Source organism: bacterium (assembly GCA_026416715.1).
GTDB lineage: Bacteria > UBP4 > UBA4092 > JAOAEQ01 > JAOAEQ01 > JAOAEQ01.
The window spans coordinates 11,679-25,554 of record JAOAEQ010000024.1 but is presented as its reverse complement, the minus strand read 5'-3'; the positions used below and the strand labels follow the sequence as shown (position 1 = coordinate 25,554).

General features: G+C 41.9%; 14 protein-coding genes. 7 read left to right on the top strand and 7 right to left on the bottom strand.

The window, feature by feature from the left end; translation table 11 throughout:
• The first annotated feature begins 28 nt into the window (after positions 1-28).
• The 5 genes from folP to acpS all read left to right on the top strand — a co-directional run bounded on the left by folP (position 29) and on the right by acpS (position 3,414).
• On the top strand, positions 29-919 hold the full coding sequence (gene folP, locus N3A72_10220) for a dihydropteroate synthase (protein ID MCX7919957.1): 891 nt from the start codon (positions 29-31) through the stop codon (positions 917-919).
• A gap of 14 nt (positions 920-933) precedes the next feature.
• Positions 934-1,731 carry a diadenylate cyclase CdaA gene (gene cdaA / locus N3A72_10215; GenBank protein ID MCX7919956.1) on the top strand — a complete coding sequence of 266 codons (798 nt, stop codon included), beginning with the start codon at positions 934-936 and terminating at the stop codon, positions 1,729-1,731.
• Positions 1,728-2,147: a CdaR family protein gene (locus tag N3A72_10210; GenBank protein ID MCX7919955.1), complete on the top strand. Its 420-nt coding sequence runs from the start codon at positions 1,728-1,730 to the stop codon at positions 2,145-2,147. Before cdaA ends, N3A72_10210 begins: the two co-directional genes overlap by 4 nt.
• A gap of 76 nt (positions 2,148-2,223) precedes the next feature.
• Positions 2,224-2,937: a pyridoxine 5'-phosphate synthase gene (locus N3A72_10205; GenBank protein ID MCX7919954.1), complete on the top strand. Its 714-nt coding sequence runs from the start codon at positions 2,224-2,226 to the stop codon at positions 2,935-2,937.
• A 66-nt stretch (positions 2,938-3,003) separates the two neighbouring features.
• Positions 3,004-3,414 (top strand): holo-ACP synthase, encoded by a 411-nt coding sequence (acpS, locus tag N3A72_10200; GenBank protein MCX7919953.1) that lies wholly within the window; start codon positions 3,004-3,006, stop codon positions 3,412-3,414.
• A gap of 74 nt (positions 3,415-3,488) precedes the next feature.
• On the opposite strand, the gene N3A72_10195 is transcribed toward acpS, so the two are convergent.
• The 4 genes from N3A72_10195 to N3A72_10180 form a co-directional block, all read right to left on the bottom strand.
• Positions 3,489-3,941: a (2Fe-2S)-binding protein gene (locus tag N3A72_10195; GenBank protein MCX7919952.1), complete on the bottom strand. Its 453-nt coding sequence runs from the start codon at positions 3,939-3,941 to the stop codon at positions 3,489-3,491.
• A 42-nt stretch (positions 3,942-3,983) separates the two neighbouring features.
• On the bottom strand, positions 3,984-4,841 hold the full coding sequence (gene rsmA, locus N3A72_10190) for a 16S rRNA (adenine(1518)-N(6)/adenine(1519)-N(6))-dimethyltransferase RsmA (GenBank protein ID MCX7919951.1): 858 nt from the start codon (positions 4,839-4,841) through the stop codon (positions 3,984-3,986).
• 53 nt (positions 4,842-4,894) lie between these two features.
• Positions 4,895-6,415 carry an FGGY family carbohydrate kinase gene (locus N3A72_10185; GenBank protein ID MCX7919950.1) on the bottom strand — a complete coding sequence of 507 codons (1,521 nt, stop codon included), beginning with the start codon at positions 6,413-6,415 and terminating at the stop codon, positions 4,895-4,897.
• Between the two features lie 118 nt (positions 6,416-6,533).
• Positions 6,534-7,607, bottom strand: coding sequence for an aldose 1-epimerase family protein (locus tag N3A72_10180; GenBank protein MCX7919949.1), 1,074 nt, complete (start codon positions 7,605-7,607; stop codon positions 6,534-6,536).
• Positions 7,608-7,807: 200 nt separating this feature from the next.
• On the opposite strand from N3A72_10180, the gene N3A72_10175 reads away from it, so the two are divergent.
• Both N3A72_10175 and N3A72_10170 read left to right on the top strand, forming a co-directional pair.
• A complete protein-coding gene (locus N3A72_10175) occupies positions 7,808-8,512 on the top strand; it encodes an amino acid racemase (GenBank protein MCX7919948.1) in 705 nt (234 codons plus the stop codon).
• A 24-nt stretch (positions 8,513-8,536) separates the two neighbouring features.
• Positions 8,537-9,064, top strand: a complete 528-nt coding sequence (locus N3A72_10170) for a DUF4416 family protein (protein ID MCX7919947.1) — start codon at positions 8,537-8,539, stop codon at positions 9,062-9,064.
• Positions 9,065-9,170: 106 nt separating this feature from the next.
• On the opposite strand, the gene N3A72_10165 is transcribed toward N3A72_10170, so the two are convergent.
• From N3A72_10165 to leuS, 3 genes are all read right to left on the bottom strand, one after another.
• Positions 9,171-9,929, bottom strand: coding sequence for a sugar phosphate isomerase/epimerase (locus N3A72_10165; GenBank protein ID MCX7919946.1), 759 nt, complete (start codon positions 9,927-9,929; stop codon positions 9,171-9,173).
• Between the two features lie 136 nt (positions 9,930-10,065).
• Positions 10,066-11,100 (bottom strand): Gfo/Idh/MocA family oxidoreductase, encoded by a 1,035-nt coding sequence (locus N3A72_10160; protein MCX7919945.1) that lies wholly within the window; start codon positions 11,098-11,100, stop codon positions 10,066-10,068.
• Between the two features lie 119 nt (positions 11,101-11,219).
• The gene (leuS, locus tag N3A72_10155) at positions 11,220-13,703 is read right to left on the bottom strand and encodes a leucine--tRNA ligase (protein ID MCX7919944.1); all 2,484 of its coding nucleotides are present in this window, start codon (positions 13,701-13,703) and stop codon (positions 11,220-11,222) included.
• Positions 13,704-13,876: the final 173 nt, after the last annotated feature.

Here is a 13,876-nt window from a genome sequence, read left to right as displayed (position 1 = left end):
TTTAATAACCAACGATAAAACGTAACCGATGTCCTGCAATTCACAATCTCAATCTAACGATATTGTTCATCGAACCTATCCGCCTATCCAATGCCCGCGATGTATACTTGATGTATCCGCTAACCGAACATTCGTTATGGGGATATTAAATATTACCCCCGATTCATTTTCTGATGGCGGAAAATATTATACTCCAGACCAAGCATATCTGCATGCGATGCGGATGATAGAAGAAGGAGCAGATATTATTGATGTTGGTGGAGAATCATCTCGACCGGGTGCACAACCGGTTTCTGCAGAAGAAGAAATAGCCCGAATTGTCCCGGTAATAGAACGATTAGCTACCGCAACGAATATCCCTATTTCAGTTGATACCTATAAAGCGCAGGTCGCTGAATCTGCCATTAATGCTGGCGCACAAATGATTAATGATATTACCGCAATGACCTATGACCCAGCAATGTTACCGTTAGCTGCACGAACCGGTGTCCCAGTGGTTTTAATGCATATGCAGGGTACACCGCAAACCATGCAACTTAATCCCCAGTATACCAATGTTGTTTCTGATATAATAGAGTATCTAAATAATGCTATACAAATTGCGAAACAAGCGGGAATTAATGAGGAACAGATAATTATTGATCCGGGAATAGGTTTCGGGAAAACGCTCGAACATAATTTGAGCATCTTACATCATTTATCGGAATTTCTGCGATTAGGTCGGCCAATCCTCATCGGGGTTTCTCGGAAATCGTTTATCGGGAAAATTCTCGATTTACCGGTTGATGAGCGACTTGAAGGAACAGCAGCTGCGGTAGCGATAGCGGTAATACATGGTGCGAAAATCGTTCGAGTTCATGATGTTAAAGCAATGGTTCGAGTAGTGAAAATAGCGGATGCGATTCGGGTAAGCTCGTAAATTTAAGGAACTATATGGTATCACTCATTCAAAATATAGTTAGCCATTGGCGGGATATATTGGATATTCTGTTGGTAACCGCATTATTTTATGGAATCATTAAGTTTCTTCGCGGGACACGGTCGGTGCAGGTTATCCAAGGGCTGATTATTTTGGTTATTGCAACTCTGCTGATCTCGTTTATAGCGCAGAGGTTAGAATTAACCACTATCGCTTGGATAATCAATAAATTCTGGACGGTATGGTTGGTCGCGTTGATAGTCATTTTCGCTCCGGATATCCGTCGAACATTTGCTCAACTTGGACAGCAGCGATTTTTCCGTCGGTTTTTCCGACCGGAAGAACAGTTTATTATTGAAATTGTACAAGCGGTAAGTACGTTAGCAAAAAAGAAACATGGCGCGCTCATTGTTTTTGAACGGGATACGGGTTTACAGGAATATATGGAATCCGGGGTTAAACTTGATAGTAGTATAGTTTCAGAATTAATTTTGTCTATTTTCACGCCGTATTCTCCGTTACACGATGGTGCGGTGATACTGCAAGGAAACCGAATTGCGGCTGCGGGATGTTTACTTCCGTTAACCCAGGAGACGAATTTAAGCCGGGAACTTGGGATGCGGCATCGTGCTGCAATCGGATTGACTGAAGAAACTGATGCGTTGGTTATCGTTGTTTCTGAAGAAACTGGGTCAATATCGGTAGCACGTGGCGGTAAATTAACCCGTGATCTTGACCCGCAATCGTTACGGAGATTACTCCGCACACTTTTTGGTTATCCGGAAGAAGAGAAAACGGAACAAGGATTATGATTCGGGATTGGCTACGCCAAATTGATTTTGGATTACTCATTATATCTTTGTTAGTTGCGCTCGCGTTATGGTTAAACGTTAAAAATGAGCGAATTGAAACGCGGCATTATTATCCCTTTATCGAGCTAAAAAATAAACCGGCGAATCTGGCGATTAAATCCCAGTATCCAAAAAATCTTGATGTTGTGATTCAAGGACAAGCAACTATTTTAGATAGAATTCAGCCAGATTTAATTAGTGTAAGTGTAGATGTATCCGGGTTAAGCCCGGGTAAAAAAACATTTCGATTATCTATCGCCCGAAATGTTGTTTTACCAAAAGTATTTCAGAATCGAGTTGAAGTGGTTCGTATTATTCCAGAAACTTTAGAAATTGAAACAGAATTGATTGATAATACCGTGAACGGTAGAAAGTAACTGGTGGATAAAAGATTTTTCCTATATACTGTTTCTAGGCAACCGACTAACTAACTATTTGCAAAGGTGGTAGAGTATGGCTAAATTAAGTGTTAATATTGACCATATTGCAACGCTCAGACAGGCACGGCTAGCCAAAGAACCTGACCCGATTTATGCTGCGGTGTTAGTTGAACTAGCTGGCGCACACGGGATAACGGTTCATCTTCGGGAAGATCGTCGCCATATTCAAGACCGAGATGTTAAACTACTCCGGGAAATCCTGCATATCAATTTAAATCTTGAAATGGCAGCAACCAGTGAGATGCTCGACATCGCAAGGACAATAAAACCGGATTTGGTTACGCTCGTTCCCGAAAAACGTGCGGAGTTGACTACAGAAGGCGGCCTTGATGTGGTGCGCCTTATCCAGCCATTGCGGTCAGCAATAACAGAATTGCATCAGCAGAATATTCCCGTCAGTCTTTTTATTGACCCAATACAATCGCAAGTAGATGCAGCGAAAAGCATCGGTGCAGATTATATCGAACTCCATACTGGGAAATATTGTGAAGTATTCGGCACGGATGAAGAACATGAACAATACCAGTTCATCGCTGACGCTGCGATTCACGCACGGGATATCGGATTAAAGGTTAATGCTGGTCACGGACTTAACTATCAGAATATCTCTCGGATTGCGGCAATCCAGGAGATTCAAGAATTTAGTATTGGACATAGTATTGTAGCGCGAGCTGTTCTGGTAGGGTTAGACCGTGCAGTGCGAGAGATGCTTGAATTATTACGATGAACTCACAATGAATAAAACTGGTAAAATATAAGGGTTTAGATTTTCACATTGGGATTTATATTCACTATGGTAATTGGGGTAGGCATCGATATTGTTTCTACGGAACGGATAAAACAAGCTATAGCCCGGTATGGCGATAGATTTCTGAACCGTATATATTGTCCGGGCGAAATTGCGTACTGCGGGTCTCGAAAAGAACCGCATTTGCATTATGCAGCACGATTTGCGGCAAAAGAAGCCGTCGTTAAAGCGTTCGGTACCGGATTTCGATTTAGTATAAAACATACTGAAATTGAAACTATCATAAACGAGCTCGGGAAACCTGATATCCTGCTCCACGATACGGCTGCGGCTATATCTCGACAAAAAGGGATTACTCGTTTATCGCTAAGTTTATCCCATAACGATGAACAAGCGACTGCGATTGTTATCGCAGAAGCGAATCCACCTGCACAAACCACTTCTCTCCGTATTTGATTAACCCCAAAAATACAAAAACACAAATAAAAAATAACTTATATTCTTAGCGGATACAATGGGGTTTTAGTGATTTATTTTCTTAAGGAACGAATTGCATTAACGATTTTGATATAACCGGTACATCGGCAGAGATTACCAGAAATCGCGATACGAATTTCTTCGTCGGTAGGATTCGGATTTCGGGTAAGTAACGCTTTTGTGGAAAGAATCATTCCCGGGGTACAAAATCCGCATTGAACTGCGCCGGAACTGATGAACGCTTGCTGGATTGCGTCGAGTTGTTTATCCCGAGCCAACCCTTCAATCGTCGTAATCGTATGTCCATCAGTTTGTGGAGCTAAAATTAAACATGAATTGACGGCATAACCGTCCATGAGAACAGTACATGCGCCGCAATCTCCACGACCACATCCTTCTTTCGTTCCGGTAAGATGTAGTCGTTCCCGAATAACCTGCAGTAAAGTTTCAGTCGGTTCAACATCAAGCGTAACGGATTGACTATTAATAGTAAAAGAAATTTGCATACATGAAATTTTTAACCTAAAGTTATTGCATTATATTATCGATTACGCCTGCGGTTTTAACAAGTTCGCCAGTTTTGCAAATTCTGCGATGGATAGAGTTTCCCCTCTACGACTCGGGTCGATATGTAATTCAGTTAACCTCGCTTCCAATTTCGGTTTATCTAATTTCAACTGATGTGATATCGTGTTTAAAGTGTTGAGCAACGTTTTTCGTCGCTGGCTGAATGCTACTTTAACAATTCGAAAAAAGAACAGTTCATCATCTACTTGAACTGGTCGGGTCTGATGCGGTATCAATTTGATTATCGCAGAATCCACTTCCGGTTTCGGGAAAAACGATTGCGCGGGAACATATCTGATTATTTCCGGTTGATAGCGGTACGTAATCGAAATCGTTAGCACACCATACGCTTTAGTTCCCGGATTTGCAACTAATCGTTCCGCAACTTCTTTTTGAATCATAAACACCGCTACCGTAAATAGTTCTCGATTTTCAACCACCTTAAATAGAACCGGACTGGTAATTGAATATGGAAGATTTCCGATAACCTTAACCGGTTCATCGGGATAGGTTCGTCGTATTTCTCGGAAATTATATGCGAGTACGTCATCTTCAATCAACGTTATATTCGAATATCCCCGTAAGGTATTAGAAGCGACTTGAACCATCCGCTTATCTATTTCAAGTGCATAAACCTGTTTCGCCAGTTTCGCTAATTCTGCGGTTAATATCCCGGTTCCTGCTCCAATTTCAATGACGATATCATCGGAGCATATTCCAGCTGCGGAAACAATATCAGCTAATACCGTCCTATCAATCAACAGCGATTGTCCTCGCCGTTTTGATAAATGGATTCCGTATCGGTGTAACTGTTGTTTTAAAGAAGCAAGATTATTCATCACAAGTTTTCCGCAGCGAACGCTATGGTTAGTGTTAGAATATACATAACTTATTACAATTCCGTAGCGATGGTATGGTTAAGTTCTTTCAACCGTGGATATATTTGTCGATATATTTCAAACTTTCGGTTATAGATTTTTTTATTCGTCGGGTTCGGAATAAAGGTCTGTTTGATTTTAACCGTTTGCGCTACCGCTTCTGATACCGATGAATACTCGCCAATTGCACACCCAGCTAACATTGCTACCCCTAACGATGCTGCTTCGGAGACGTTCAAGGTAACTATTTTTCTGCCGAACAAATCCGCTTTTAACTGCAGCCACTGCGCGGATTTCGCACCGCCTCCAATCGCTCGAATTTCTCTAACCGGAATTCCAGCTTGCGCTAATAATTCGATATTCAATCGAATCTCATAACTTATTCCTTCAAGAATCGCTCGCGTTATTTCCGGTTTTTGCGTAGCTAAGGTTAACCCGAGTATTGCACCCCGGGAATGATGGTCGAAATAAGGCGTACCGGTAGTAGTAAAATGGGGTAAGATAAATAGCGAACTCGGTTGGCTCGGTATCTGCTGAACTAATATTTCATAAACGTCTTTCCCTGATTTTCGAGCCAATTCAATTTCTTTCTGTCCGAATTGGTCACGATACCAGCGAAGTAATGACCCGCCAGTGAAATTGAACGCGACCGTAACATATTGATTTGGCACAACATGCGGATAACAGCAGAACCGGTTCGCTAACATTTTTCGATTAATCACCGGGTTTGGAAATGCGGGAGTAATACATTCTACTGTTCCAATAGCATCCATAGTGATCCCCGGTTTAATTACGCCGGCACCGAGTGCACCGCATGGTTGGTCGTGTCCTCCAGTGACTACTAGCGTGTCTTTCGGTAACCCCAATTCCTGTGCGATTTTGGGGAGAACATTTCCAACAATTTTTCCGGGCGGATATAGAAACGCTAATCGGTCTTCTTCGATTCCAGCTAGGTTAAGCATTTTCGAGGACCACCGGTTATGTTTCAAATCAAAACACATCATTCGCGCCGCTAATGAATAATCTATTGCCGGTATTCCAGTTAACCGATAATTCACTAAATCTTCATAACAGAGATATTTCCACGTTCGCCGGTCTATGTTAGGTCGATATTTTTTAAACCATAAAATTTTATTGATGGTATAGAACGGTTCCGGAGTCATTCCGGTTTCAGCGAACAGCTGATATGCACTCATCCGTTTCAACCACCATGAAATAAATTCTACGGTTCGCGAATCGAACGAAACGATGCTATGATAGAGAACTCGTCCAGCTTTATCTATCGGCGTTACCCCTTCACCTTGCGAAGAGACAGCTAACGCTTCAATCGGGTCGGACTTGGTTTGTGCAGCTACGTTTTGAATACAATGTTTGACTCTTTGCCATACTTCATCCGCATCTAGTTCAACCCAGCCGGGTTGTCCTGGGAACCGCAACGGATACTCTCGATATGCAGAAGCGATGATTTTTCCATCCGGATTAAATGCAACTACTTTACAGCCGGTTGTCCCGACATCAATTCCTAGGAGCGACATAATTCCATTTTAATGTCAAATACCAAAGATTAAAAGGTAATAATACATTTTTTATTTTTGGCATTAGAACCGTTGACCATTTTGAAATAAAACTAACATTTATCCTAGACATTTGTCATTATTTTATTTTTTTTATATTATTGGTAAATTTTCTTACATCCTGTTGATTGGTAAGTACTCCTATTTCAAGTTGAATTTCCTTTTTCTCCCCCGGATTCAAGAATTCTAATGTTCCAGCTTCACGTTCTTTCGCCCGACCGAGAACGCCGCAGTTACCAGGTTCTAATCCGCAAACGTATATCCCTTGTCCAAGCATTTTCCATTGGGTAAACCGCGGCAATTGCTTTTTCTGATATTTCAGATAGACGCCTAAATCCCGCTTTTTATTTATTAATGCTACCTTAACATACCCTGCTTTATCCGGCTGCAATTGATGGAAATATACTTTCTCTTGATATCCTTGAGTTGGTTGCTGGAATTTATCATAATCGTCTTTTCCCTGCTCAGCGGCTGCATCTCGCGGGATAACTTTTATGCTTGGAGAAATCAATTCAGCATGCTCATCTACTAGCGGGAATCCGAAATTGCAATGATACAGAATCATAACCGGTGTCTTTTCATATCCCTGATTTTCGATTGTATCGTGGATAACCAAACGACTTTCGCCGAGTTTCGCACTAATTTCCCGAGTTAGCAACAGGTTCATTCCGAAAACCGAGGTTTCGCGCATCTGCCCTTCAACCGACATAACGAATTCATCGCAATCCCATTTCTGCTCAATTTCGATATTACTTGCCGGGATACTGGTATATCGTCCATGGAGACCGAATTGTTTTTGTCCATCTTCACAGGGAGGACCGACATTATCTAACCCGCAGGTTAAAACTAATCCGCCGAAAAATGACCGGAGCCATCCGATTCCGTTTGGGTCGAAAAATGCAGGGGCTACATCGCCGGTACTCGACCGCCAGCATAACGATTGACCGTTATATCGTGCTTCAGAGATATCCATACCACGGTCGAGTAGAACCGTGAACTCAAATCCTGTCCCGGTGTTAAAATCTACTGCTCCAACTCCTTTTCCTACTCCAGAAGCTAGTTCATAATGTTTCAATCCACCAAGTTGTGATATATCGCCGATGTATTGTATCAATTGCCGGTAAGTGTATTTTTTTCCAAAAAGATTGGGCATAATCATTTCTTTTAATTATTAGTGTAATGAGTATTTTCTCTTGTTATTGTATCTTGAAAGTTTCAATCGGGCAAGTGTGATTAAAAATGATTTAAGCGAGTATATTTTATTTAGGAAACATTGTTCGATACCCAAACAAAAAGAAAAATGGTACAATATTTAAATACAATACACAAAATCTTCAAGTTAAGTTCGAGCAAATGGAACATTCGCTGTGCAAACATTTCCGAATAGGAATTCTCGGTGGAATGGGTCCGGAATCGGGGGTATTATTACAGCAGTTGATTATCGAACATACTCCAGCGCAAATAGACCAGGACCATATCGAGGTGATTACCTATACCAATCCGCATATCCCTGACCGTACCGCATCACTTACAATAGATGATGGCGAGTCGTATCTAAAAGCGATTGCGGAATCGTTGCTCCTACTGGAGAAGACAGGAATCGATATTTTGGTAATTTCATGTATAACCGCGCATGCTCGATTTGAAGAAATCCAAAATAGCTTGAATACACCACTCTTAAACATCGTAGAATTAGCTAAACAGCACATCATCGTTTCGGATGGTAAAGTAGGAATCCTAGCTACCGACGGAACAATTAACAGTCAGCTTTTTATGCTACCCGACCAGCCGGAGAAAACAGTTATACCGGAACCAAAGTTCCAGCGTATTGTTATGGAGGTGATATATGATATTAAGAAAGGCATTAAAGATAGGAGTATTATTGATCGGCTGGAAAAGATAGTTATCCATCTGCGCCAAGCAGGTTGCGTAAAAATACTTCTCGGTTGCACGGAATTATCTATTGTTCATACTGAACTGCGCAACCGACTAGGTCATATATTTATAGATCCACTCCGGCTAGCTGCACAAGCTCTGGTTCAATTGGCTAGAAAATAAACTTCTATCTTACAAATTAAAATTATGGGGATAATCAAAATTCCAATTCCAGTCAAACTGATTTGCGGGATGATTTCAGGGCGATTGGAATTATTTGAGCAAGCACGAGAAAAATTACAAGAACGCTATGGTGCGATAGATTACCTCAGTCCGCTGATGCCGTTTAGTTGCTATACTGATTATTATGAGCAGGAAATGGGGAAAGATTTACAGCGGCAGTTTATCAGTTTTGAAAAGCTGATTGATCCATCAGATATTATAGGAATAAAACTCGCAACGAATCAGATTGAGTTAGCGTTTGGTGCTCCCAATCGACTCATCAACCTCGACCCTGGGTATGTCTCGAATGCGAAATTAGTTCTTGCAACGACGAAAGATTATCAGCATCGGATTTATCTCGGGCAAGGGATATATGCAGAAGTAACACTCCGATTCCGCCAAGGCAAATTTGAACCGTATGAATGGACGTATCCAGATTATCGAACTCCGGAATATCTGAATATCTTCAACCGGATTCGAGCTATTTATCGTGAACAACTAAAACAAGCTTAACCGCAAAGTCGCTAAGATGAACAAAGAACGCTATGATTATTTCTGTTGTTAGCATTCTTTACGATGTTCTTCGCGAACCCTGCGGTTAGCTTTTTTCGGATTTATCTTATAGGTATTTCTTCAGTAATGCGACAGTCTTTTTAACGCCGGTAATTTCGTTCCCTTTCCCTTCGAACTCAATGGATAACGCTCCGTCATATCCGGCATCACGCAGAATGTCAAGGAGACGGCGGTAATCTAAATCTTTCTCTTCACCATTCGGCAGGAACGCATGCGATTTCGCATGAACATGTACCGCATACGGCGCAACGGCAGCCATAGCGGTATATCGGTCATCCGGCTGCCAGTTCCCAAAATCTGGACAACTGCCAAAATATGGCGAATCGACCCCTTCAATTATCCGAACGACATTATCCGGATTAACGCTGGCGCCCCAATGGTTTTCCATCCCTAGTTTGATGTTGAGTTTTTTTGCTATCGGCACCACTTCTTTATACGACTCGATGACCCGATGCACCGCCGCATCGGTTACACTCCGCGTCCCGCAAAACACTCGCATAACCGGCGCACCGAGATAATTTGCAATGTTGAGTGATTCGATAACATTTTTTATCTCTTTCGCGCGCTCTTTATCATCAACGATAGTGAAATCATTCCCAATAGCTAAACATGCGATTTTAACTCCTGCTTTCTGACATGCGGATTTCAGGCTATCGAGATATTTTTCTTCTTTCGATTCGAAATGATATTCTAATAATTCAACCGCCTCTATCCCCAGGGAAGCGCACTTTGCTGGAAACTCAAGCAATTTCATCCGTTGTGGAATCATCCGATGAAAACTCCAACTGCTATTACAGATAAACATAATTCCTCCTTCTCCTGATAAATCCTAATAACAAAATCCAAATGGTAAATACATCATCACCCTAAATTTACCCATTTAACGATTAAATAATCAAACCGAATTATTTGGATTTAGGGTTTGAGATTTTAGATTTAGTTTACTTTCTTGGTAATGGCAACTCCACGAACCGTTTTTCTCTACTCGATTTATATGCAGCTAGAATCACTTCCAGACTTTTCGCCCCCTCTTCACCGTTAACAAACGGTTCTTCTTGTTTAAGAATACAATTCACGAAATACTGATATGGATTCCCAAATTTACTCTCCGCAGGAATGTCGGGTAAAAGAATTCCACTCGGCGCAATCGTCTCGATTACGATTGGTTTATCATATTTTAGTCCTGCACCAACCCACATCGTTCCTTTCGTTCCATAGAACGTATACTGCATACTGCCAGGTTTATAAGTCCAGCTGGCAGCAAGCGTGCCAAAGGTTTCGTCAGTAAACTGAAGAATACATACCCCATTGTCTTCAATTTCGATTTTTTTCTCTAACGTGCCGATAAACGCTGCGACTTGTTTAACCTCTTTTCCTAAAATATAGCGGATAGTATCAATCGCATGGATACCTAGGTCTGCCATTGCACCACCTACCGCTTCTGTTTTGCTGAAAAACCATTTTCCGGTTGGACTCCAGAACTCCGGACCCATATGCCCAAAATAACCTCGAATTGATGTTATTTTTCCTATAATTCCAGATTCAATTAATTCTTTAGCTACTTCATGGTGCGGTCGAAACCGGTGTACCTGTTCAACCATCAGATATACATTATTCTTTTTTGCAGCGGATATCATCGCATGTGCATCTCGCATCGATACTGTTATCGGTTTTTCAACGAGAACATGTTTTTTCGCATTCGCTGCCGCAATGGTCATTGGCGCATGGAGATAGTTCGGAGTAGCGATACTAACCGCATCAATATCACCTCGGGCAATAAGCTCTTTCCAGTCTGTATAATAATGCGGAACACCGAATTCAGCCGCAACCTGTTTCGCTACTTTTTCATTCGAATCCGCTACGGCAACCACTTCAGCTTCTTTACACGCTTTAAACTTCGGTAATTGTACCCGCTGAACAATTGCACCGCATCCGATAATACCAACCTTAACTTTCATGCTTCGTTTTTTACTCATAGAATTTTAATAATAAACATAACCGCAGCGGTGCAAAGAAATATCGATTAAGAACGCCATTGGTTATTATTGCGTGTTTTGTTATTCTTTGCGACTACCGCGGTTAGCTCCTCATAGTTTTATTGTACGATACTAACTAGTTTTTTAGGTACTACAACAATATTTTTAATCGGTTTACCTGCAAGCCAAGATTTAACCTTTTCGTCCGCTAACGCAGCATGTTTTATTTCATCTTCATTTGCATCAGCGGATATTTCAATTCGCGAACGAACTTTTCCATTTATCTGGACGACAATAGTCATCTTCTCTTCAACTAACGCAGATTCATCTGCGGTTATCCATGGTTGCGCGAAAACACTAGTTTTATTCCCGAGCCGATGCCAGAGTTCTTCCGCGAGATGCGGGGCAAACGGGGAGATGAGAATAGTCATTGCGGAAATTGCTTCTTTTACCACTGATGCCGCTTCCGCTTTAGGGACAGAACCAACATCATAGCGATATAATTCATTCACTAATTCCATAATCGCAGAGATCGCAGTATTAAAATGAAATCGTTCTTCAATATCAGCGGTAACCTTTTTAATCGTTACATGGGTTATGCGCCGTAGTTGTTTACTTGCAGGTTGAACGGATGCAATGGTTCCGCTCGGACTATCTTTAATCAGCTCGAGATACTGATTTGCGATTCTCCATACGCGATTAACGAACCGTGATGCACCTTCTATACCTTCATCCGACCACGCTATATCCGGTTCCGGCGGTGCAGCAAAAAGGATAAAAATCCGGGTTGCATCCGCTCCATATTTCTCTAGCATTTCCATCGGGTCAACTACATTTCCTTTCGACTTAGACATTTTCTGCCCATCACGACCGAGTACCCACCCTTGATTCAACAAGTTCGTAAACGGTTCATCCACGGTAACATAACCGATATCACGTAAGAATTTGGTAAAAAACCGGGCGTAAATCAAATGTTTCGTTGCGTGGTCGATCCCACCGATATATTGGTCGGTAGGCATCCAATATTTCGCTTCAGCTACATCGAACGGTTGGTTGTCGTCTTTCCATCCACAGAATCGCAGGAAATACCAAGATGAATCCACAAATCCATCCATTGTGTCCGTTTCTCGTATAGCTTTCTTTTTGCATTTCGGGCAGGTGGTATTAACAAATTCCGGTACATGCGCTAAAGGTGAACCGCTTTGTCCGGTGATAGTAACCTTTTCTGGGAGCAGAACGGGTAGGTCTGTTTCCGGAACGGGAACCGTTCCGCAATCTGAACAATAGATGATAGGAATCGGTGTACCCCAATATCGCTGGCGAGAAATTCCCCAATCCCGAATCCGATAATTCACGGTTTTCCTGCCGATACCGGTCTGTTCCATCCAATCAGCAATCTGCATCCATGCTTCTTCACTTGGTAACCCATTGAACTGGGCGGAGTTCACCATAATCCCCGGAGATTCATACGCACAGGTCATCGTCGCTTCGTTAAGATTGTGTTCTTTATTCTGGATAACCACGCGCAGCGGAAGATGATATCGTTTCGCAAACTCGAAATCTCGCTGGTCATGGGTCGGTACGGCCATAATTGCTCCGGTACCATATTCCATTAACACATAATTCGCTACCCAGATCGGAATACGTTCATTTGTCGTCGGATTGATTGCATAGACCCCAGTAAATACCCCTTCTTTTTCTAGAAGAAGCAGAGTTTCAACCGTTCGGTCTTGTTGTTTCGCTTTCTGGATAAACGCTTCAACCTTTTGTCGTTCCGGGGAATCAACAATTAATTTTTCGACTAACGGATGTTCCGGAGATAAGACGACATACGTCGCCCCGAAAATCGTATCGCATCGGGTGGTAAACACGCGAATATTTTCGTTTTTATCCGGAACTGGAAAATCTATTTCAACACCATAACTTTTTCCAATCCAATTCCGTTGCAACGATTTCGCTCGGTCTGACCAGCCGGGAAGTTTCTCTAAATCAGCGAGTAGTTGTTCTGCATACTCCGTTATTTTCAAGAACCATTGTTCTAATTCTTTTTGGGTTACCGTGCTTTCACAACGCCAGCATTTCCCAGATTCAACCTGCTCGTTCGCCAGAACAGTCTGGCAAGTTGGACACCAGTTTACCGCAGCATATTTCTTATACGCCAATCCTCTTTCAAAGAGTTTTAAAAATATCCATTGGTTCCAGTGATAGTATTCTGCATCACAGGTTCGGATTTCCCGAGACCAATCATAAGAGAATCCGAGCCGTTTCAGTTGAGTTTTCATTCGTTCAATACATTGATACGTCCATGTGCGCGGATGCATATTCCGTTTAATCGCTGCGGTTTCGGACGGCATACCGAACGAGTCGAATCCCATCGGATGCAGAACATTATACCCTCGTAACCGTTTATATCGCGCAATAACATCGCCAATCGCATAGTTCCGGACATGTCCCATATGGATATCTCCGGAAGGATACGGATACATTTCTAACACATAATATTTTGGTTTATTAGACTGTGATTCCGCACGGTCAACCTGTTGTTCTTGCCAGAGGTTCTGCCATTTCGCTTCGATCTGGTGGAATGGATATTTTTCTTCCATACTAAAACCTAATTATCCAGAGTATAAAAAAACGATTACAACGATTATCAAGCAATGTAATCAATTTTATAATCTCTCTAAAATCTTATTTGAGTCATATTATTATAAGCTGTTTTGGTTTATTTCGCAAAAGAGACGCTCAATGTCCGTAGCTATATACCAAATTCTGAAAT